This is a genomic window from Winogradskyella sp. UBA3174, assembly GCF_002364335.1.
Classification (GTDB): domain Bacteria; phylum Bacteroidota; class Bacteroidia; order Flavobacteriales; family Flavobacteriaceae; genus Winogradskyella.
The window spans coordinates 1-22070 of the sequence record NZ_DEXW01000026.1 but is presented as its reverse complement, the minus strand read 5'-3'; the positions used below and the strand labels follow the sequence as shown (position 1 = coordinate 22070).

17 protein-coding genes are annotated in these 22070 nt (G+C 32.9%); 6 read left to right on the top strand and 11 right to left on the bottom strand.

Going from position 1 to position 22070, the window contains the following annotated elements; genetic code table 11:
- The first annotated feature begins 13 nt into the window (after positions 1-13).
- Entirely contained in the window at positions 14-1786 is a 1773-nt protein-coding gene (locus B2U95_RS03670; RefSeq protein ID WP_296312956.1) for a MutS-related protein, read from the top strand.
- Positions 1787-1828: 42 nt separating this feature from the next.
- On the opposite strand, the gene B2U95_RS03665 is transcribed toward B2U95_RS03670, so the two are convergent.
- From B2U95_RS03665 to rplU, 3 genes are all read right to left on the bottom strand, one after another.
- Positions 1829-2383, bottom strand: a complete 555-nt coding sequence (locus B2U95_RS03665; RefSeq protein ID WP_296312955.1) for a GldM family protein — start codon at positions 2381-2383, stop codon at positions 1829-1831.
- A 240-nt stretch (positions 2384-2623) separates the two neighbouring features.
- Positions 2624-2884, bottom strand: coding sequence for a 50S ribosomal protein L27 (gene rpmA, locus B2U95_RS03660; RefSeq protein WP_296312952.1), 261 nt, complete (start codon positions 2882-2884; stop codon positions 2624-2626).
- 42 nt (positions 2885-2926) lie between these two features.
- The gene (gene rplU / locus B2U95_RS03655) at positions 2927-3607 is read right to left on the bottom strand and encodes a 50S ribosomal protein L21 (protein ID WP_296312949.1); all 681 of its coding nucleotides are present in this window, start codon (positions 3605-3607) and stop codon (positions 2927-2929) included.
- A gap of 302 nt (positions 3608-3909) precedes the next feature.
- Between rplU and B2U95_RS03650 the strand changes: the two genes are divergently transcribed.
- Both B2U95_RS03650 and B2U95_RS03645 read left to right on the top strand, forming a co-directional pair.
- Positions 3910-5250, top strand: a complete 1341-nt coding sequence (locus tag B2U95_RS03650) for a M16 family metallopeptidase (RefSeq protein ID WP_296312945.1) — start codon at positions 3910-3912, stop codon at positions 5248-5250.
- 16 nt (positions 5251-5266) lie between these two features.
- Positions 5267-7333 carry a M16 family metallopeptidase gene (locus B2U95_RS03645; RefSeq protein WP_296312943.1) on the top strand — a complete coding sequence of 689 codons (2067 nt, stop codon included), beginning with the start codon at positions 5267-5269 and terminating at the stop codon, positions 7331-7333.
- A 51-nt stretch (positions 7334-7384) separates the two neighbouring features.
- Here the strand turns inward: B2U95_RS03645 and B2U95_RS03640 are convergent, their stop codons facing one another.
- Positions 7385-8263, bottom strand: a complete 879-nt coding sequence (locus tag B2U95_RS03640; RefSeq protein WP_296312941.1) for a DMT family transporter — start codon at positions 8261-8263, stop codon at positions 7385-7387.
- Positions 8264-8304: 41 nt separating this feature from the next.
- Here B2U95_RS03640 and B2U95_RS03635 point away from each other — a divergent pair, with 41 nt between their 5' ends.
- Complete coding sequence (locus tag B2U95_RS03635; RefSeq protein WP_296312938.1) at positions 8305-8874, top strand: cation transporter; 570 nt, start codon at positions 8305-8307, stop codon at positions 8872-8874.
- A gap of 55 nt (positions 8875-8929) precedes the next feature.
- On the opposite strand, the gene B2U95_RS03630 is transcribed toward B2U95_RS03635, so the two are convergent.
- The 3 genes from B2U95_RS03630 to B2U95_RS03620 form a co-directional block, all read right to left on the bottom strand.
- A complete protein-coding gene (locus B2U95_RS03630; protein WP_296312936.1) occupies positions 8930-9292 on the bottom strand; it encodes a hypothetical protein in 363 nt (120 codons plus the stop codon).
- An 80-nt stretch (positions 9293-9372) separates the two neighbouring features.
- The gene (locus B2U95_RS03625) at positions 9373-10854 is read right to left on the bottom strand and encodes a DUF5689 domain-containing protein (RefSeq protein WP_296312934.1); all 1482 of its coding nucleotides are present in this window, start codon (positions 10852-10854) and stop codon (positions 9373-9375) included.
- 30 nt (positions 10855-10884) lie between these two features.
- Positions 10885-13749, bottom strand: coding sequence for a carboxypeptidase-like regulatory domain-containing protein (locus B2U95_RS03620; RefSeq protein ID WP_296312932.1), 2865 nt, complete (start codon positions 13747-13749; stop codon positions 10885-10887).
- Positions 13750-13961: 212 nt separating this feature from the next.
- On the opposite strand from B2U95_RS03620, the gene B2U95_RS03615 reads away from it, so the two are divergent.
- On the top strand, positions 13962-15023 hold the full coding sequence (locus B2U95_RS03615) for an endonuclease/exonuclease/phosphatase family protein (protein ID WP_296312930.1): 1062 nt from the start codon (positions 13962-13964) through the stop codon (positions 15021-15023).
- A 52-nt stretch (positions 15024-15075) separates the two neighbouring features.
- Here B2U95_RS03615 and B2U95_RS03610 read toward each other — a convergent pair whose 3' ends face one another.
- Together B2U95_RS03610 and pbpC are read right to left on the bottom strand one after the other, a co-directional pair.
- On the bottom strand, positions 15076-15504 hold the full coding sequence (locus tag B2U95_RS03610) for a hypothetical protein (protein WP_296313061.1): 429 nt from the start codon (positions 15502-15504) through the stop codon (positions 15076-15078).
- 51 nt (positions 15505-15555) lie between these two features.
- A complete protein-coding gene (gene pbpC, locus B2U95_RS03605; protein WP_296312926.1) occupies positions 15556-17907 on the bottom strand; it encodes a penicillin-binding protein 1C in 2352 nt (783 codons plus the stop codon).
- Positions 17908-17986: 79 nt separating this feature from the next.
- Here pbpC and B2U95_RS03600 point away from each other — a divergent pair, with 79 nt between their 5' ends.
- Positions 17987-20449 carry a T9SS type B sorting domain-containing protein gene (locus B2U95_RS03600; protein ID WP_296312923.1) on the top strand — a complete coding sequence of 821 codons (2463 nt, stop codon included), beginning with the start codon at positions 17987-17989 and terminating at the stop codon, positions 20447-20449.
- Between the two features lie 7 nt (positions 20450-20456).
- Here the strand turns inward: B2U95_RS03600 and B2U95_RS03595 are convergent, their stop codons facing one another.
- Together B2U95_RS03595 and B2U95_RS03590 are read right to left on the bottom strand one after the other, a co-directional pair.
- Complete coding sequence (locus B2U95_RS03595) at positions 20457-20768, bottom strand: antibiotic biosynthesis monooxygenase family protein (protein WP_296312920.1); 312 nt, start codon at positions 20766-20768, stop codon at positions 20457-20459.
- Positions 20769-20912: 144 nt separating this feature from the next.
- Positions 20913-21764 carry an SH3 domain-containing protein gene (locus B2U95_RS03590; RefSeq protein ID WP_296312919.1) on the bottom strand — a complete coding sequence of 284 codons (852 nt, stop codon included), beginning with the start codon at positions 21762-21764 and terminating at the stop codon, positions 20913-20915.
- Positions 21765-22070 lie beyond the last annotated feature (306 nt).

The following is a 22070-nucleotide window of genomic DNA, read 5'->3' as shown; positions in this document are numbered from 1 at the left end:
TATTTAATTTTTTATGGAAGAGCAAAAGTCTTTTTATAAAGCACAATTAGAATTACACAAGACAGAGGCGAGTGGTATTTTTAAGCAAATGGGCTTACTAAGTGTATTGAGAATTTTAGTTTTTTTACTAACGGCTTTTGGCATATATCTTACTTATTTACAATGGCAAGTTTCTTCGTTAATAGGTGTTTTAGGTATTGGTGTTTTTCTGTTTTTATTATCAAAATACACAGATTTAAAACAGAAAAGAGCACTGCATAAAAGACTAGTGGTTATAAATAAAGATGAATTAGATATAGCTTCTGGCGATTTTCACGATAGACCAGGTGGTGGTCAATTTCAAAACCCAAAACACTTTTATAGTTTAGATATCGATCTGTTTGGCAAGGGTTCTTTCTTTCAATTTATCAATCGTACAACCATTAAAGAAGGAACAGAGACGCTAACCAATAATTTATTAGCTAATAATATTTTAGATATTGAAACAAGGCAAGAGGCTATAAAAGAATTAGTTACAATTCCTGAATGGCGGCAATATTATTCAGGCGTAGCTCAAGGTGTAGAGGTAAAACATTCAGCAAAATCTATAATTACTTGGTTAAAAGATTACAAACCATTTTTAAGTAAGATTCACTATTGGTTTACGATTGCTTTTAGTCTAGCCTCAGTACTTATTTTAGTATTAGGAGTTACAGAGGTTATTTCCATTTCATTTACTGGGTATTGGCTTTTATTAGGTTTAGGGATTACAGCTTATTATTTAAAACGTATTAACAACGTAGCACAAAATACAGAAAGAGCTAAGGATACATTTAGACAATACGCATTGTTGTTAGAACTTATAGAAACTGAAGAGTTTAAGTCGGCCTTGTTAAAAGACCAACAGCATAAAATTAAATCCGAAAACCTAAAAGCATCTCAAATATTCTTAAAATTTTCAAAAGCTTTAGATGCTTTAGATAACCGAAATAATTTGATATCTGCAATATTTGGAAATGGACTTTTACTTTGGGATTTAAGACAAACCCATTATATAGAACAATGGATTACTAAATACGCAGATAAGGTAGAAGACTGGTTCGAAGTCGTTACTTTCTTTGATGCCTATAATAGCTTAGGGAACTATGCCTTTAATCATCAAGAGTTTACTTATCCTGAAATTTCGAATGAAGCTACGACTATTCTAGCAGACAATCTGGGCCATCCTTTATTAAAATCCGAAAAACGAGTAGACAGCGATTTAACTCTAGAAGAAGAACAATTCTTTATCGTTACTGGAGCAAATATGGCAGGTAAGAGCACTTTTTTAAGAACTGTTGCACTCCATATTGTAATGGCTAATGTCGGATTGCCAGTTTGTGCAAAAGCGAGTAAATACAAGCCTATTAAATTAATTACAAGTATGCGTACAACAGATTCGCTAACAGATGATAGCTCATACTTCTTTAGTGAGTTAACACGACTAAAATTCGTAGTAGATACTGTTACAAATGACGCATCATATTTTATCATTTTAGACGAAATTTTAAAAGGAACAAACAGCACAGACAAAGCTATTGGCTCACGAAAGTTTGTTGAGAAACTAGTAAAGCTGAATGCAACAGGTATTATTGCTACGCACGACTTAAGCTTAACGGAGATTGAAAAAGAATTAGAAGCAGTAAAAAACTACTACTTCGATGCAGAAATTATTAACGATGAACTTTATTTTGATTACAAATTAAAACAAGGGGTTTGCCAGAATATGAATGCTAGCTTTTTGTTGAAGAAGATGGAGATTGTTTAGTAAATTATTCTACTATGTTAATTAAAATAGGGGAAACACCTTTTAGCCAATAGATTGTACTTCCTGGTACCTGACTCTTATATTAAATATTTGTATTAAGTCATTTGGTTTAAGTAATGTAAATAAGTCATTTGCCCTTATATTCATTTTATCACCAACTATTTCAATTGTTCTATAATGATGCATTTTAATTTTAAATGAAGTTACAATAAAATCGTTATCATGTAAAAAATCATTCACTTTAACATCTATAATTGCGTTAGTTAATTCTTCTTTTAGCTTTAATTCACATTTAGTGTCACAATCAAAATTGTTGATTGTTCTATATGGCTTCCCTATATCTTTAATTCTCAAAGTTTTTATTTGGCTCAAATAATCTCCATTTTTGAGTTTTGACTTAATTTTAATATCAACGGATTTACCAGTTCCAGGAGATAAAACATCATTCCCTAGACTATCTTTCTTTCTTAATCCTGAAGCAGAAGCTTCGAATGACATTACGTTTGGTTTTGAAATATAAATAGGATTAGAAAAACCTCTGTAAACCACATTTATGCTTTTAAGCTCTAGAGTAGCTTCAGTATTTTTCACTGTCATAAGATTCTAGGTAACTAATTCTTTCCTTTAAGGTTTTATTTTCAGCAAGTAATTGTGTTGTTCTTTGAGAAGACTTTCAACTTAGAAATAGGCTAAGAATTATGATAATAAATACAGTCGTTCTTTTTATTATAAGATTGGTTGGTAATTATTAAACAAAAATGTAAAGAATTTATTGTAACTAAAAACCCCTCTCTATTAAATAGAAAGGGGTTTTATAATTTGATAGGAAAACGTTTATTAAGCCTCAAAAGGCTCAATAGAAACGTAAGACTTATTGTCTTTTTTCTTAGTAAATTTTACTAGACCATCAACTTTAGCATGTAAAGTATGATCTTTTCCTTGGTATACGTTTTCAGCTGGGTGATGTGTATTACCACGTTGTCTTATGATGATGTTACCAGCAATAGCAGCTTGTCCACCAAATATCTTAACGCCTAAACGTTTCGATTCTGATTCTCTACCATTCTTCGAACTACCAACTCCTTTTTTATGAGCCATAATCTTAAGGTTTTATTTTGTTATACTTAAGTAGTTTAGCAACTAAGCTTTACCACCATCTAATTCGTCTTGCCATTTTTTAAGCTCATCCCACTTACCATCAGCAGCTAATTGTGCTTGTGCTGGCCAAGTATCTGTAACGTGATTTCCACGAACACTAGAGATGATTTCTGAAATTGCTTCTGATTTTGCTTTTGCTAAATCAGAAAAAGAAGCGATACCAGCTTCTACTAAAGTAGATGCAATTTTTGGTCCGATACCTTCAATTTTTTTTAAATCATCAGCTTTACCAGTTGCTTTAGGAGCGGCAGCTTTCTTTGCAGCTTTCTCAACTTTAGGAGCAGCAGCTTTCGCTTCTACTTTTGGTTCAGCTTTCTTAGTTTCTTTTTTAGGAGCAGCTTTTTTAGCTCCAGAAGTAGTAATACCTTCAATTACGATTTCAGTTAAAGATTGTCTGTGTCCATTTTTAACACGGTAACCTTTACGTCTTTTCTTTTTGAAAACTATTACTTTGTCACCTTTAAGGTGCTTCAAGACTTTTGCACTTACTTGTGCTCCGTCTATAGCTGGGGCGCCTAAAGTTACATTGTTACCATCTCCAATTAAAAGAACGTTATCGAAATTTACTTTCTTACCTTCTTCTGTTGTTAAACGGTTAACAAAAACTCTTTGGTCTTTTTCAACTTTGAATTGATGCCCTGCTATCTCTACAATTGCGTACATAGCGTAAACGTTTTTATTAATTTGTTTATAATATAAATTACTTTCTTCTCAGAAAGCGGATGCAAATATACTCCTAAATTCGTAATATACAAACGTTTCAAACGTTTTCGACTTGTTTTTAATCTAGTTCTTAAATAGGACTAATTAGAACTTCAAGTTTAAAGGTATAATTAAGATACTTTTCACATTTTATTATGTTAAAAAAGGGCAATCATTCCTTATTTTTGTAGGGCTTTATGTAACAAAGTACATTTAGTAAAGACAAACATTAAAACAATTAAAAACTTTAAACACACTTAATAATGAAAAAAAGCTTATTTATTCTAGCACTTTCGTTGCTCGTTGGGTTTCATGCCAACGCGCAAAAAGTAGAATTTGAGGAGTACAAATTAGATAATGGTTTGCACGTCATTTTACACCAAGAAACTGGAGCGCCAGTTGTAACTGTAGGTGTTATGTACCAAGTTGGTGCTAAGGATGAAATTCCGGGTAGATCTGGTTTTGCACACTTTTTTGAGCACCTTTTATTCGAAGGAACAGAAAACATAGAGCGAGGCGAATGGTTTAATATCGTTTCTGCTAATGGTGGAAGAAACAATGCCAACACATCTCAAGACAGAACTTTTTATTATGAAACTTTTCCTTCTAATAAATTAGAAGTTGGTCTTTGGATGGAGAGTGAGCGTATGTTACACCCAAAAATTGAAAAGATTGGTGTGGATACTCAAAACGAAGTCGTAAAAGAAGAAAAGCGTCAGCGTATAGATAATTCACCTTATGGTAAGATCATTTACAGAACAGGTGTAGATAAGCACCTATTTAAGACGCATCCATACGGTCGCTCTGTTATTGGATCTATGGACGATTTAGATGCTGCTGAACTTAATGAGTTTCAAGAATTCAATAATCAATATTACAATCCCAATAACGCAACTTTAGTAGTTGCAGGAGATATTGACTTTGCAACAACTAAAAAAATGATTACTGATTATTTTGGGACAATTGAAAATAAAGCTGAAGCAAATGTTAGGAAGAAAATAGTAGAGCCAGCCATAATAGAAACAAGATATGCGACTGAATACGATTCTAATATTCAAATACCAGCATATATTTTCTCTTATATTACACCAAAATCTGTAGAAAAAGACGCCTATGTTTTAGATTATATTTCTTCGATTTTAACTGGTGGAAATAGCTCAAGAATGTATAAGCGTATGGTAGACCAAGATAAAGTGGCTGTACAAGTTTTGGCTTTTGGCCAAGCTAACCAAGATTACGGAACCTATACAATGGGTGCTTTAATTAAAGGTGAGCCAGACTGGGATAGTCTTAAAGCGACTATGGATGACGAGATTAAAAAGTTACAAACCGTACTAATTTCAGAAAAAGAATATCAGAAATTACAAAACCAGTTTGAAACAAGGTTTGTTAATGCTAACTCTAGTGTAGAGGGTATTGCATCTTCACTTGCTACTTACCAAATGTTACAAGGGGATACAAGTCGTATAAATAAAGAGCTAGATATTTATAGAACTATTACTCGCGAAGATATTATGCGTGTTGCTAACAAATATTTAAATCCTAACCAACGTGTAGAGATTAAATACTTGGCAGGTACAGAACCAACAAACGATAAAAAATAAAATAAGCTTAGTAAACATGAAAAAATATATAATATATTCACTTTTAGCAGTTTTTACGGTATTTACCGCAACTGCTCAAATAGACAGATCTAAAATTCCGGCCTCAGGCCCAACACCAGAAGTTAACCTTGGTGAAGCCAAAGAATTTACATTAAAGAATGGTTTAACGGTATTAGTGGTTACGGATACAAAGCTTCCTGCTGTTAATTGGACTTTAAATTTAAATACTCCTCCTGTTTTTGAAGGAGAGAAAGCTGGTGTTCAGTCATTGACTGGTGCTTTAATGGGAAAGGAAACACAATTATCAACAAAAGATGAATTCAGCGAAAAAGTTGATTTTCTTGGGGCAAGCATTAATGTTAGCCTTAATGGTGGTTTTGGTTTCTGTCTTTCAAAGTACACAGATCAAGTTTTTAGTCTTTTTGCAGAAGCGGCTTTGCAACCAAAATTCACTCAGAAAGAGTTAGATTTTGAACGAGAACAATTAATAGAAGGTATAAAGAATAATGCAAATAGTGCGGCAGCAATCGCAGGTGAAGTGAGAAGTGCTTTATTCTATGGTAAGAATCATGCTGCTGGTGAAATGGTTACAGAAGAAAGCGTAACTAAGGTAACGTTGCAAGATGTTAACGATTTTTATAATGGACGTTTTAAACCATCTAATGGTTATATGGTCTTTACTGGTGATATTACAGAAAAACAAGTTAAAAAATTGTTGAAGTCGTATTTTAAGAGTTGGGAAAAAGGAAGCGTAGCAACTCCAACTTACCCATCTTTTGAAGATGTTGCAACAACTGAAGTTAACTTTGTAGATGTTCCTAATGCAGTGCAGACAGAGTTAGCCGTAATGAGTGTATCTCCTTTAAAAATGAGTGATAAAGATTACCATGCATCTCTAGTAGCAAACTATATTTTAGGCGGTGCATTTGGATCTTATTTAAATATGAATTTAAGAGAAGCTAACGGATATACGTATGGTGCGAGATCATCTTTAGGCACAGGGAGGTATTATAACTCATCTTTTAGAGCAACAACAAAAGTAAGAAACGAAGTAACTGACAGTGCTGTTGTAGAAACTTTAAAAGAAATTAAAAGGATAAGAACAGAGTTTGTTGATGAGGAAGTTTTAGAAAATGCTAAGGCTAAGTTTTTAGGTAGTTTTATTCTAGAGTCAGAAGACAAGGCGGTTTCTGCAAGACGTGCATTGCGTATTAAAACAAATAATTTGCCAGCAGATTTTTACAAAAACTTTATTGCTAATATAGATGCCGTAACCAAAGAAGATGTAAAGCGTGTTGCTAATAAATATTTTGACGATGGTAAAGCACGTATTGTATTAGTAGGTAAAGCATCAGATGTTTTAGAGAATGTTGAAAAAATGGAATGGAATGGCAAAAAGCTACCTGTTAAGTTTTTCGATAAAGAAGCTAATCCAACGGAACGTCCTTCAACTTTCGTAAAGCCCGAAGGAGTATCTGTAACGTCTGTATTAAACAATTATTTACAAGCTGTAGGTGCTAAGGATAAAATGTCTACTTTAAAATCAATCATGACAAAATATGAAGCAACTGCAATGGGTGCTACAGTTGTGAGTGAAGAAAAGCGTATTGATGGTAAAATGGCTCAAAACCTTTATGCCAACGGAAACCAAGTGCAGGCACTTGTTGCTACACAAGAATCAGCATTTGCTAATAAAAACCCATTACCAGAAAACATGGCTAATGATATGAAGATGATGGCTGGTTTATTTATAGAAGCTAATCTTTTAAATTCTGATAAAGTAAAACTTACTGGAATGGAAGAAATAGATGGTAAGAATGCGTATGTATTAGAAGTGCCTGGAGAAGTTGTTTCTCTTGTATTATACTATGATGTAGAATCTGGACTTAAAGTAAAAGAAGTTCAGAATACAACAATGGAAGGACAGACGCAAAGTCAAGATGCTATTTTAAAGGATTATAAAGACTATAATGGAATTAAATTTCCTGAAACAAGAGAAGCGACAATGATGGGACAATCTGTTGTTTTTAAGTTAAAGGAGGTTAAAATTAATGAAGCTGTTACAGATGCAGATTTCGATTAATCATTTTTAGTTTAGACTATATTAAAAACCGAAGCTTTCGCTTCGGTTTTTTTATGATTTACGTTTATGTGATAAGTAAACACCAACCAGTATTAATAAGGCAGCTAAGCCTTGAATAAGACTAAAAGACTCACCATCTAAAATACCCCATAGTAATGCTACAATTGGCATTACATATGTAACAGATGATGCAAATACTGGTGTAGATAGTTGCACTAATTTGTTAAATAATACTTTTGCGAAAGCTGTTCCAAATACAGATAAAATAGTAACATACATTAGTGCATTTGGTAGGTTAGGATTATTAAGTCTCTCATCACTGAAAAAATCAGTAAATAATAATATAATAATGGCAGGTATGAGGATGAATACGTAATTTCCTGCTGCAATAGCTAGTGGTTTTACATCTTGTAAATAGCGTTTAATAATGTTAACATTGATGGCATACATAATTGTAGAAACAATTACAAAGCCAGCATACAAATAGTTTTGATTTGGATTAAGATCCGACCCTTTTAAAATTAAAATAGCAGTACCTATAAAACCTATCATTACTCCTAAAATTTGTCGTTTGGTTGACGCTATTTTAAATACAGCAAAGCCAAGTAATATTGTATTTAAAGGAACAAGAGAATTTAATATGGAAGCCACACTACTGTCAATTTCAGTTTCTGCAATTGCAAAAAAGAATGATGGTAAAAAAGAAGCCAAAAACCCTGAAACCATAAGCCACTTCCACTTAGATTTAGGTATCGTTTTTAACGTATTAAAACCAAATGCCAGCAAAATCACACCCGTTATTATAGTTCGTAATGCACCAAGTTGATATGCTGTTAGTCCTAAAAGCGACTTTTTGATTAAGATAAATGAGCTTCCCCAAATCACAGACAATATTAAAAGATAAATCCACTTAACATTAAGGTTCTTCATACAAAAGCTATCTTTAAGCATCACAAAAATCGTTAATTATTTTGCAAGAAACATTAAGTTTGTTAGATTTATCAAAAAACTTAATAGATCTACTAATTATGAATACCCTTAAGAAAATATTTGTTGTTGCGTTTATAAGCACATTAGTTGTTTCTTGTAAAAACGATGTTGAGCCTGAAGTTAAAACTGTAGAAGTTGAAGTTACAAAAAGAGATGTCGCTCAAACTTTAGATCCAAATGCTACTTATGCAAGAGTAGAATTCGGTATTGAAGGTATGACGTGTTCTATGGGATGTGCTAAGACAATAGAAAAAAAGATGGCTAAGATGGAAGGTGTGAAATCTGCAAAAGTAGATTTTGATAATCGTATAGCTATGGTAGAATATGATGAAGCTAAAGTCTCACCAAAATCATTAATAGAGACAGTGGTTAGTGTTGCAGATATTTATAAGGTAAAAGATATGCATAAAGTTGAAGACTTTGGTAATGCAGCTAAAGCAAAAACTTGTAAGCCAGATTGTAAAATGGCATGTTGCACAGATGATGCTAAAAAAGACAAAAAAGCATGTGCCAAAGATTGCACAAAAGACTGTTGTAATAAAGAAAAATAAGCTGAGTAATTCTCAGCTAAATATAACTAAAGCGCACCCTAATGGGTGGTGTTTTTTATTGTACTTGTAATAAAATAACACCAATTAGAAGACATCCAATTGGGAGAAGCCATAATAAATAGATAGCCATACTTTTAGATTTTATCTTGGCATTAAGTATGTTTCTTTTTCTTCCGTTATAACGCATCCAGTTTTTAAAAATAACAAAAACAGTAATTAAACTAAAGAGCACAAAGAATTTAGTTAAAGACATTGTTGTCATTTTCATTTGACTAGCAAACGCTAAAAAAAAAGAAGCCAAAGCAAGTAGAATTGATACTTCTAAAAAATTTATATAAACTAAAGCAACAGTGAGACTTCGTTTACCTAAAGCCTTCTTATAATAATTAAAAACAGAGATGTAAAAATTATCTAACATAGTTTTTTTTTGATTTCATAAAATAAAAGCCACATTCTTTAAATTAAAGATGTGGCTTTTTAAGTATAGTATTTTAAGTCTTAATTGCCTGAAACTTCTACATTATCTATGTGATATCTAGTTGTAGCGCCTGGATCAGAGCCAGTATATCTAAATCCTATTCTTACTGTACCAGAAACACAAGATAAGTTTACTGGTCCTGCTGCTTGAAATGTACCAAAACCACTAGCAGGGCCATCAGGAATTGTAACATCCTCTAATAGAGACCAGTTTGAGTCTGTGGCTGTATCAACAAAATCTGTAGATATATATACAGACATTACTTCACCGCCATTAAAATTGGTTTGTATATCGAAATTTAAAACATCTTCTGTTGTATTATCTAAATCAATTTCTGGTGAAACGATCCAAGTATCAATATCAGCTTCATCAGTACCAAAAGCATTACCAATTACGTAAGTGTTACCACCAAATCCGCTAACTCCCCATGTATAAGAGCCTCCGCTAACATTAATCAACGACCAACCTGCTGCAGTAAGTTCACCTGCATTATCGTAATTTTGAAAATCATCAGAGAAAATAGTTGTTGCTCCACTTACGACGGTGTCATCACAATCTGTTGGGACATCGCTGATAAGGAATTCTGCTGGATCACAACGATTTTCATTGCTTAGATCCATATCTTCAGGAGTATTTATAACGACATTAAATTCATCACCAAAAAAGTTTTTCTGTAAAACAGCCGTCATAGAACCTCTTCCAGCAGGTAACGTTAATCCACTAAAGTCTGCGAATGTACTAGTAGCAAAAACTGTAGATGAGCCAGATAAACAATCTTCTAAAATACGTTCACCATCAAACTGATCTGAAGGTTCAGACGCAAATGATAATGGGCCACTATCTTCAGTACCTAATGCTTGATTTACATTAAACTGAACATCTTCAAGTTGTATTAAAATATTTGTTTTGTCATTAGTAAAACCAGCTACAGTTAACGGAAGTGGTACCATATCTGCTATTTCAGCAGAGCGTAAAATAAAATCACCTTCTGATGCAGCAGGTATTTTGCCTACACGATCACCATCTTGTGGACCTAGAGTTAAAACTCCATTAGATATACCAGCAACTAAGCCATTAACTTTAACAAAAACTTTGCGGCCAACTTCGTAACGTACAAATAAAGGATTAACATCCACAAGTACTCTTAGTCCAAATGTTGGATTTTCAGGTGCATTTTGAATAATTAATTCTTCAAAATAGTTACCAGCTTCATCAGATGAAACCACATAACCTACGACATATTGATTTGGTCCATCTGTAGGATACGTGTAAAGTACTCCATCTTCATCATAATTTAATTCTCCATTGTCATCTAAACCTTCATCTATTTGTTCTTGGGCTAAAGATCCAGATACAGAGCTAATATTAATTTCGCCACCATCTAGTACAGGTTCTTCAATCGTTAAATTTGGTGTATCAAAATCATCATCTTGTACACAGCTATTAAATACTACTAACCCAACAAGTAATAGTATTAGTTTGTTAATTTTTAAAGTTTTCATGTTGTATTTTTTATTTTGTTCTAACATTGCTTAAAATCTTACATATACGTTAAGGTAATATGTGGTACCAGCGCCAAAGAAATATCTTGATCCAAAAATAGGACCGTTATCTCTAGACTTATCTTCTTGTATTCTTCGGAAATTTGATAATCGCGATTGCTCAAAACCACCTGTTCTGTATTCTTCATTAAACACATTATTTATGGTTGCAAAGAAGCCTACAAAGTAATCGTCAATTCTCCATGACTTTCCTCCAACAATATTAACCAGCATATAATCATCAAATTGTTCTTGCTTTAATAATTCTTTACCAACGACTGGGTCGTAATCATTAAATGTGTTTCCATCAAAATCTGAGGTGAAATTTGCAGATCTCGCTAAATTACTTACATCTACGTACGCATTAGAGAAGAAGTTACTTGTAACTCCAATATTCCAAAAGTTAGGATCTCTATATTCAAAACCTACTTGAAATGCGCGTTCTGGTCCACCAGAGACATGATAGTCTTCTAATTGTGTTGTTCCATCTCCAAAAGTTAATGGGCCATCAAAATCTACACTTGTTAAATATAGGTTTGGATTATTTTGAAATGTATATTGTCCTATAGAAGCAGCTCCCTTAAGTTTAATAGTTGGAGTCACCTGCGCCTCAATACCAAATTCCATACCTACATGCCTACGTTCTACATTTGTTAAGATTTCTTGTACAAATGCATCACCAGAATCAATACCTAAGCCGGCTAAGTCTTCAGTGAAATAAAACCCTATATCACTTCCGTTTTTAAAGCCAGAATAAAACCCTGTAAGTCTTGCTTTTACTTTCGGAGATCTAAAAATATAACTTGCGTCAACAGATTGAATATTCTCACTTTCAAGACCAATGACTGATGCGTTAGTTTGTCTTGCGTTGCTAAAAGCATTTCTTAAGGTGGGCGCTTTAGTAAAGTAACTTGCGTTAACATCTAATAAATGCTTTCCTGTTATTTTATAAGTAAACCCTCCTTTAATACCATAATTGGTAAAATCTAATTTATCACTTTTTCCAAAAGATCCGTTATTACCGCCCCCTTCAAAAAAACCGTTTTCATATAGACCAGTTCTTTGATAATTAGTTTGCGAAACATTAGCACCCACATAAAAGTCTATTTTATTGTATTTAAATTGGACTTGTGTAAATGCGCTTACAACGTCTGCATCCATAATGTAGTTATACTTGTAACGATCACCTTCACCAACTATACGGTTTGGATTACGCAAATCACTTTGCGCTAAATTTGAAGCAACTTCATCATCTATGGCGGTCTCATCTTCATCTGCGAAGAAATCTACATCAAGATATCCTGTACCTCCAAGTAAATCTTCAACACGAGCAAAGTTTTCACTTTTTAAATGTCTATAATTAAGTGATGCGTTTAATCTTATATTTTCTGCCAACTCTGCATCTAAAATAGAATTAAAAGAGAGTTGTTGGTCATTAACAACATCTGCTTGTACTGCATATAATGAGTTACCACCTCGGTTTCTTAGTGTTGCATTACCTTCATAAAGTGCGTTCCAATTCCATTGTCCGTCATTAACAAATGCTTCTTGAGCAACAAATGCTTGTTGATAATCAAATGCTGTTGGGTTTGGATCTTGTAAAAAGAAACTAGGTAAATTTTGATAATACGTTGGGTCCGGGTTACGAGCACCACCTAAAAACACATTTTCATTTCCTACGGTTACTAATCTAGTACCACCATTATCAATCCTAGTATTTGCAATTTCACCAAATTGATATGCCACATTAGTGTTTAATCTTACTTTAGAAGAAATATCCCAAAAGTGATTCAACATTAAGATAGGTTGATCTGTTTTACGCATTCTAGAGTTACGTTGCTCACCGTTTAATTCACCCCAAAACGGATTGTATTGTCTTCCTTTAAGGTCATTTACTTCCTGTGTTAGTGCTGTAGATCGTCCACGTCTATTTTGAGCATAAATACCAGTAAAGTTTAAACTATGTTTTTCATTGATTTGTTTTTCAACCGCAACAAAAAACGAATTAGCATCATATAACGTACCATTTACAAAGCCGCTTTCGCCATAACGACGTGATCCTAAAACAGAATATGACCAGCCATCTTTTAGCATACCAGAGTTATAGCTTGCCATGACTCTTCCTTGATAACTTCTGTTTGCTGAAGCATAAGAAATACGTCCGCCTCTTCTATATTTTGAAGCACGCATTATAATGTTATTAGTACCAGCTAAATCACCAAAGTTGTAATCGTTGGCAGACATACCCATTGAAAATTCTTGGTTTCGTTGCATGTCATTTAAACCTCCCCAGTTAGCCCATTGCGGACGTCCACTGAATTGCTTATTCATTTCTATACCATTAATAAGGACTTTACCATTAGCATTATCTAAACCTCTTGGTCTAAAGAATGTTGCGCTAAAGTCAAAAGCAGCAGCATTTAGAAATACATCTCTCGATGCTTGTAGTAAACCAGAAATATTATCTGTTAAACCGTCGTCTTCACTATTCAAATTATCATCTGAAATTGAAATAATGAACAAATCTTTTTTATCACTACTATCGTAATCTAAAGTCATACCGCTGATATCAACAGTTTTACCTTCATTTACAATAATTGGATAACGTTTGGTAACATACCCTACGATTTCAACTTTCAAAACTTGCTCACCAAGTGGAACGTTTGTGGTAAAACTAAATTCACCTCTCCCATTTGTTTTTGTAGTTTGTCTAGTTTCTTCAATAGTGATAGTTACATCAGGAATTGGATTTCCTGTAGTTCCGTCTAAAACGCTTCCTTTAACAATTGTTTGTTGTGCAAAATTTGTCAAAGAAAAGGCGATTCCGAACAGAAAGAGTAAAAAACTTTTTTTCATGCCTAATATTAAAATTGATTGTTAGTATGCCTTAATAAAACTTATTTAAGGCGTGCAAATGTACATTTTTTATAATAATATCATATTTTTGGCAAGCATTTTGCTTTGGATATAACAATTAGATAATACGAAAGAATAAAACAGCGTTAAAAAAAATATAATTTTTAAAAAAATGTTTTATTTTATTTATTTAAAATAATAAAAAAAATTAAATGAAAATATTAAAATCATGTCTTGTCTTACTTGCATTAGTCTGTATTTCGAATGTTTGGTCACAACAAGAAAAACGTTTTAAAATTCATACAGTAGCATTCTATAATTTAGAAAATTTATTTGACACTATAAATGACCCCTTAAAATATGATGAGGCGAGTCCTATGATGGAGATTAAAGCCAATCGATCAGAAATTTATAAAAAGAAGGTTAAAAACATGGCTCGTGTTGTTGCTAATATCGGTAGTGATAGAGCAAACAATTCTCCAGCTATTATTGGTGTTTGCGAAATTGAAAACAGAAAAGTTTTAGAAGATTTAGTTAATGATCCTTTATTGTTAGCTAAGGATTATGGAATTATTCATTTTGAAGGACCAGATAGGAGAAGTATCGATGTTGCGTTATTATATCAAAAGGCATTATTTAAACCTACAGATTCAAGTTCCCACGAATTATTAATTTATGATAATTTAACTCGAAAAAGAGTCTATACAAGAGATCAACTATTAGTAAGTGGAAAGCTTGATGGTGATCTTATACATATTTTGGTAAACCATTGGCCATCAAGAAGTGGTGGAGAGGCAAGAAGTAGATCTAAGCGAGTTGGAGCTGCAAAGTTAAATAAAAGCATTATTGATTCTATACAATCTGTTGATCCTTATGCTAAGATTTTTACTATGGGTGATTTAAATGATGACCCAACAAACGAAAGTGTTAAAAAAATCTTGAAAGCAGAAAAAGATAAAACGAAAGTGCCTTTAAAAGGTATTTATAACCCTTTCGAAAAAATGTTTACCGAGAAAGGCTATGGAACTACAGCTTATAGAGATGCTTGGAGTTTATTTGATCAGATAATGATGACGAAACCTTTATTAGATGATGATTATTCGTCTTTTAGATTTTGGAAAGCAGGAATTTACAATAAAGCGTATTTAACTAATAAGCGCGGAAGATATGAAGGTTATCCATTTAGGAGTTTTGCTGATGGGGGTTTTACAGATGGCTTCAGTGATCACTTCCCTGTATATGTCTACTTAATTAAAGAAGTAAAAGAGGATTAATTCTGAAAAGAAATTATAAAAAAAAGGTGCAAATTAAATTTGCACCTTTTTTTTAGAACCAAAGATTCCAAGGAATCATATATAAAACTAAAGCTAAAGCAATAGAGTAAAAAACAGCTAGCATCTTAAATTTTGGCTTAGAAACGAGTTTCTTTTTGTGTTTGGAATAGCCAATTGTCACCAATGCTACAGCTATAATCATAGTTGTTGGATGCTCAACCGCTAATTTTCTTAAACTGTCATTTTTCATGACTTCACCAATACTGTTTTCATCAAAATAACCTTTAGTAAAGTAAAGTACAACACCAATCAAAAGTTGAATGTGCATTGTAATAAGTGCAAAAAGGGATATTCTAAAATCTTTTGCATCAAATTCTTTATCGCCAATAAACTTAAATAGTGCATTAAAAGTAGCAGCTACTAAAACTAATAGTACTAAATAAGCCCAGTAAGAATGTATAAATTGAACAGTTTCCATAATTAATTTAGTGTTTTAATAAGCACAAAAGTAAGGATTTGTGTATGAAAGTAATTATTCAGAAATAGTAATTTTATGCTTTATTTCATTTCCTAATTCATCCATAACTGTAATGATGTGGTCTCCAGCAGTTGGTATAACTGCCATATCATGAATATCTTGCGTGCTACCAACAAATGTACTGTCAATATACCAATACAGTTCCAATTCTGGTTTTGAATGTGCGACTTTTAAAACTAAATCATTTGTATTTCCGTCAAAGCTTTTCGGTAAGAATATTGTGCTTTGCTGATTGGGATAAATAAACTCCATTGAGACTTGAGAAGCTTTATCGCAGTCACTTCTATATGGTGGAACAATTTTATAAAAAGGATTTTTGCTTTTAAAATAATAGGCTTGTAAAGGTGGCAGGACAAACCACGGTTTACTGATAATATTTGAAACAGATTCGCAAGACGAATTCACTTGAAAACGTTCCGAAACATCCAAATGCATCAATTTATGAAATGGACAAGGTTCTGTTTTTTGCCCACTAATTTGAACATACTTAAGCTCAGTATCATCACAAATTGATGACGCTCTATAACCACTTTTTTTACAGATATCTACTTCTAGCATTTCGTCATACGGTTTAGTAAACCAGTCGCTTTTAGGCAACATATCGAACACATCAAATAGAATTGGAGCTGCAGTTTGTACACCAACTAAACCTGGTCGTCCTTCTCCATCTGCATTGCCAACCCAAACACCAACAACATAATCTTTTGTAGTACCAATAGCCCAAGCATCTCTAAAACCAAAACTTGTACCTGTTTTCCAAGCTATGTCTTGCGAAGAATCGTAAAATTCCCAGCTTTCATCACTTTCAGGTCGGTTTACTTGTTTCATACTTTCAAAAGTGAGGAAAATAGAAGCCGCGTCAAAAATAGTTTTCTCTGTAGATAGTTTTCCGAAGTCAATATCTGTTTTGAAATTATAAGTAGGTTGACAAAATTCATTACTAAAGTACTGGCTAGAGTTGGTATTAAAATGATTTAAAGTTGAAGCCATGGCAGCGTAACTTTTACATAAATCCCATAGGTTGCTTTCTGCACCTCCAAGTACTAAGGATAAACCATAATGATTGGCGTTGTATTTTAAATCTTTAAGCTGTAATTGTTTGAGATAATTATAGAATCGGTCTAAACCAAAACTCTGAAGCATCCTAACTGCTGGCACATTTAATGAGCGGGACAAAGCTTCATTGGCATGTACTGCACCATCATAAGATTTATTAAAATTTTCTGGCTTATAACTCCCAAATTGCGTTGGTACATCTGTGACTAAAGTATTTGGTAATAAATCACCAGCATCAAGCATAGAAGCATATAGAAAAGGCTTTAAAATACTTCCTGTACTTCTAGGTTTGTCAATAATATCTACACTTTTTTGGTGTGCTTTATCAGTTGGAGAATTTCCGACATAGGTTAAAATTTTTCGTGTATTTACGTCTAGTATTAAAATCGAAATATTATAAATTTCATTTTGTTTTAATACATTATAATGCTGTTTTACAATACCGTTGACCTGCTCTTGCAAAGTAATATTAAGCGTCGTTTTTATGCGCTTCCCTCTGTTTTTTCTAGCTATTTTCTGAAGCAAATGAGGCGCTATTTGCGGAAGCGGATAAGGTTTTTGAGGTAAGCCTTCAGCAATAGACAACTCATAAGTCAGCTTATCTAGTGTGCCATTATCAAAAAGCTTTTTCAATAAACGATTACGTTTTTCTAAAAGGCGTTTTTGATTTTTCCCTGGATAAATTAGACTTGGTGCATTAGGTAATACAGCTAAAGTTGCACTTTCTGCCCAAGATAAATCTGTCGCGTTTCTGTTATAATAACGCCAAGATGCGGCATCAATTCCCACTACATTTCCACCGAATGGCGCATGACTAGAATAAAGCTTTAAGATATCATTTTTAGATAACCTTAATTCTAGTCGTGTTGCTAAAACTATTTCTTTTAGCTTTTCAAAATAAGTTCTAGACTGTCCTTTTCGCGATAAGCGAATGACTTGTTGTGTAATAGTACTGCCACCACGTTTTATATCACCAGAACTTAAATTTTGTTTTAAAGCTTTAAATATCGAAACTGGATTAAAACCAGGATGTTTATAGAAATATTCGTCTTCAAATTGGAGAATACAAGTTTTAAATTTTTCTGGTATAGCATCACTTTCTGGAAATCTCCATTGCCCATCTTTAGCAATTACTGCACCTAGTAATTTATCTGCATGACTTGTAATAACCGTTGCAGTAGGATCTTTAAATAATTGCTGAGGTAAACAGAAATAATAAGTTATAAGTAGAACAGAAATCACTACAGATTTTATTCTATGTCGTTTAAAATATTTAATTAACCTATACATGTACTATACAAAAGTAGCTTTTATGATCTTTTCATCGAAAAGTCAAAATTATTACACAAACTTATCTATATATTTAAACGTGCGAAACACTTTCTTAGATCATAAAGTACTCATAATTTTTTGTATTTCTTTTTTCTCAAAAGGATTGCATGCGCAATTAGGGTTTTGTCAAGGTAATTCTGGTGATCCAATATTTTCCGAAAACTTTGGTACAGGAACACAAGATTCTCAATTACCTCCGGGCACTACTACTTATACGTATGCTAATAATCAAAACCCAAATGATGGTCTTTACACCGTTTCTAGTAATTCAAATTACTTTGATTGGTTTGATATAAATGATCATACTCCAAATGACACAAATGGAAGAATGCTTATCATTAACTCTGATTTTTCGGCTGGTGAATTTTACAGAACAACTATTAATGGTCTTTGCGAAAATACAACTTACGAATTTTCATCATGGCTGATTAATCTGTCGCCAGCAGGAGGGTTTTGTGGAGCAGGAGTTATTCCTATTAATGTGAGATTTGAAATTTGGGATAACACAGATACTAATCTTTTAGCCTCAGGTACAACCGGTAATATTACGAGTACTACTGCACCAGATTGGAATCAGTATGCTCTTGTGTTTCAGTCGCTACCAGCACAGACCTCTGTAATATTAAAAATGCTTAATAATGGGTCTGGCGGATGCGGAAACGATTTAGCAATTGATGATATTGTATTTAAAAGTTGTGGTGATTCTATTGCGGTTGAAGATTCTAATAATAACGATAATGCCTCGCTATGTAGTAGCATATCACCTTATTCTGATACCATTACTGCGATACCAGATAATGCAGTTTTTAATAGTCATTTTTATCAATGGCAAGTAAGTACAGATGGTATTACTTGGGTTGATTTAGTTGGAGAAACTAATGCATCCATTACAGTAACAGGTGTTACTACAACTTCGTTCTACAGAGCTAAAGTCGCCGAGTTTGCTGCTAATTTAAATAATGCAGATTGTATTACATTTTCCGATATTTTTCAAATTATTATAACACAAGCACCAGCACAACCAGTTATAGAATGTTGGCAAATTGCTACTTTTAATGATGTGTCTTGTAGTTGGTCGGTAACAGGTACCCAGCCTATACAACCTGCAATTGAGTGTTGGCAAACTACTACCTTTAATAATACCACATGTATTTGGGAAGTTACAGGTACACAACCGGCTCAACCAGCGATAGAATGTTGGGAAATGGCTAATTTTAATAATACAAGTTGTATTTGGGAAGTTACAGGTACACAACCTGCTCAACCAGCAATAGAATGTTGGCAAACAGCTACTTTTAATAATATAACATGTGTTTGGGATGTTAATGGAACACAACCAGTAGCTCCAACAAATTTAGAATGTTGGCAAACTACGACATTTAATAATGGCACTTGTGCATGGGTATTAGTAGGAACACAACCCGTGCAACCTGCGATTGAGTGTTGGCAAACTACTACGTTTAATAATGCCACATGTATTTGGGATATTACAGGTACACAACCAGCTATGCCAACAGGCTTAGAATGCTGGGAAATTGCAATATTTAATAATACAACTTGTACTTGGGAAGTTTCGGGAACTCAGCCATTGACACCAAACAATTTAGAGTGTTGGCAATCGACAACCTTTAGTATTGTATCTTGCTCGTGGTTGATTACAGGGATACAACCACCAGCACCAAACAATTTAGAATGTTGGGAAATTAGTACGTTTAATAATGCTACATGTGGTTGGGAAATTTCAGGCACACAATCATTAGAACCCACTAATTTAGAATGCTGGGAAACAGCTACATTTAGTGAGGTATCTTGTATATGGGAAATTACAGGTACGCAACCCTTAGATTTTAGAGATGAATTTTTATCGCTTTGCGAAAATGAGACGCTACTTTTACAAGCAACATCATCTATTATAAATCCTTCTTACGATTGGGACTCTGGTGAAATGACATCATCAATTACAATAGATTCTGCAGGAAGCTATGAAGTTGAAATAACAGATGGCTGTTTTACAGAGATTATAACATTTATTATAACTGCTATTGAGAACCCTATTATTGAAAGTGTAGTGTCAGAAGGGAGTACCATAATTATTAATCTTCTTAATGATGGTGATTATTTGTATTCGTTAGATGGGATAGATTTTCAAACGAGTAACATCTTTAGTAATAGACAAAGTGGTTTATATACAATCTATGTGAAGTCTAATGAATGTGATCTTGTAGTGATTCAAGAGCATTTGCATTTCTTTATTCCGAAGTTTATGACTCCTAATGGTGACGGAGATAATGATTTCTTTTCTTTAAATATTTTAGAGTTTTTCATCTCTACTGAAGTTTATATTTTTGACCGCTATGGTAAATTACTATTCTCTGCAATTAATAGAAATGTGAATTGGGATGGTACCTTTAATAACAGCCGTTTACCAACTTCAGATTATTGGTATGTTATTAAAATAGATGGACAAGAGTTTAAAGGGCATTTTACGTTAAAAAATTAGTCTTAAATTAGACTGAAGTAAACTCATATTCACGCTCTACTTTACAAATTCTTACGCTATACCAATTATACCATTGTTGTCTGCCTTTTTGTTGTGCTAACAAATGTTCAGTGTATGCTTTCCAAGTTTTAATCGCATCTAAATTTTCCCAATAACTAACTGTAATACCAACATCATTTTTTACACTATCTATGCTTATATAGCCTTTTTGTTGTTTTGCTAAAGCCTCCATTTGCATAGCCATTTCTGAATAACCATTGCTATTTTCAGAATGTGTTGATGTGAATATAACTGCGTAGTAAGGTTTAAAGATTTTCATGAGTGTTTTTTAAATTTATTAAGTTGAGCGCAGTCGATACCGATCTGAACTTAAGGAATTTAAATGTATGTATTATTAAATATAAAAAGACCTACAGTGTATTTAAAACCTTGCAGGTCTCCAGAATTAAATCTTTTTTAATTTTCAATAACCCATCGGAATCTCAAATTCAATTATTTTTTCAGTGATATTATCTTTAGAATCTGTCATTAGAATTTTTAGAAAAATACGAGAAGTTGAAAGTCCAATAGGATTATCTTTTACATCTTTTATAGTCTCAACATAGTTTAACCAGTCTTCACCACAATACTCAATGACTTCCGTTTTTAAGTCATCAATTGCTGTTTTGATAAACTTCTGCCAATCCTCTTCACTGTAAGATAGTGTCTTAAATTTAGAAGCATTAATACGCATAATAGGTTTCCAATCAGAATTGTAATGTTTCCAATCGGTAAGATCACAATTAGAATCTTCATTCATTAAGGTAATACTATTTTTAAATCGTTGAAAAATACTGACTCTCTCGTAATCTTCATTATTAATAACTAATATTTTACCCTCAGGACTATCGCCTAATTCTACACTTACATTAACAGTGTCTTTTTCAAAAAAAGGATAGATAATAGATTCGTCATTACTTTTTAGATTCTTTACTCTAAGTTGTAATCCTTTATGGTGAACTTCTATACCTTTTGTAAATCTTGCTTTAGATAGATAACCGTTAAAAACATAGCCAGATTTTGAATTTGCTTTTATTTTAACCCAGTTCCCAGCTATTCTTTCACCCTCATCTATAATGATAAGTTCTATGTTAGTTTGCTCTGTAATTTCTATTTCATCTCCATAATGTAATTTCCCTAACCGTTCTGAACTTACATCTGGTTTTTCTCTTAATGTTAATCCATTATCAGCTGTAACAAAAGCTTGCTGCTGAGCAAATATTAGTGCTAAATTGAACATAAATCCGATCGCTAAAATCTGTTTTAAATTTTTCATGTGTTTTGTTTTTTTTGTGTTAAACATTAATTAGCGGTTTTGTTTTGGATTTTATTTAGTTTATTGTTTTGTCACGCTGAATTTATTTCAGTATTTAATTTTTATGTATCCTTATTTCGAGTGAATTTTAAACGCTTTAAAGCTTGAAATTACTGTCGATAAAGAGTTATTTCATTAGTAATGAATATTCTCGAAACAATTTTGATGAAAAAATCAGAATCACTCGAACTGCCGTAGGTGTTGTTTGTTATTTTTCTACTGTGACCCATTCACCTTTATTCCGCACCAAATAGTCATCATTATCAT